At 70.2% G+C, this 557-nt stretch carries 1 protein-coding gene; it reads right to left on the bottom strand.

From position 1 onward, the window contains the following. Positions 1 to 557 (bottom strand): beta-ketoacyl reductase (locus SSP24_RS42600; protein WP_141316654.1); only part of this gene is annotated, 557 nt, incomplete at both ends.

The raw sequence follows: 557 nt of genomic DNA, 5'->3' as shown, positions 1-557 counted from the left end.
CCATAGGCCCCAGGCGAGTGAGGTGGCGGGGAGGCCTTGGGCGGTGCGGTGGTGGGCGAGGGCGTCGAGGAAGGTGTTGCCGGCTGCGTAGTTGGCTTGTCCTGCGGTGCCGAGGAGGCCGGCGAGGGATGAGTAGAGGATGAAGGCGTTGAGGGGGTGGTGGCGGGTGAGGTGGTGGAGGTTCCAGGCGGCGTCGACTTTGGGTTTGAGGATGGTGTGGAGGCGTTCGGGTGTGAGGTGGGTGAGGAGTCCGTCGTCGACGAGGCCTGCGGTGTGGATGACGGCGGTGAGGGGGTGTTCTTCGGGGATGGTGGCGAGGGTGGTGGCGAGGGCGTGGGGGTCGGCTGCGTCGCAGGCGGCGTAGGTGATGGTGGTGCCGGTTTTGGTGAGTTCGTCGTGGAGTTCGGTGGTGCCGGGTGCGTTGGCGCCGCGGCGGCTGAGGAGGAGGAGGTGGCGGGCGCCGTGGTGGTGGGCGAGGTGGCGGGCGAGGAGTCGGCCGAGGGCGCCGGTGGCTCCGGTGATCAGGACGGTGCCCTCGCTCCAACGGGGCTCAGTGC

Source organism: Streptomyces spinoverrucosus (assembly GCF_006539505.1).
Classification (GTDB): Bacteria; Actinomycetota; Actinomycetes; order Streptomycetales; family Streptomycetaceae; genus Streptomyces; species Streptomyces spinoverrucosus.
Note: the sequence above shows the minus strand (reverse complement) of the source record. Positions and strands in the feature narration are given on the sequence as shown.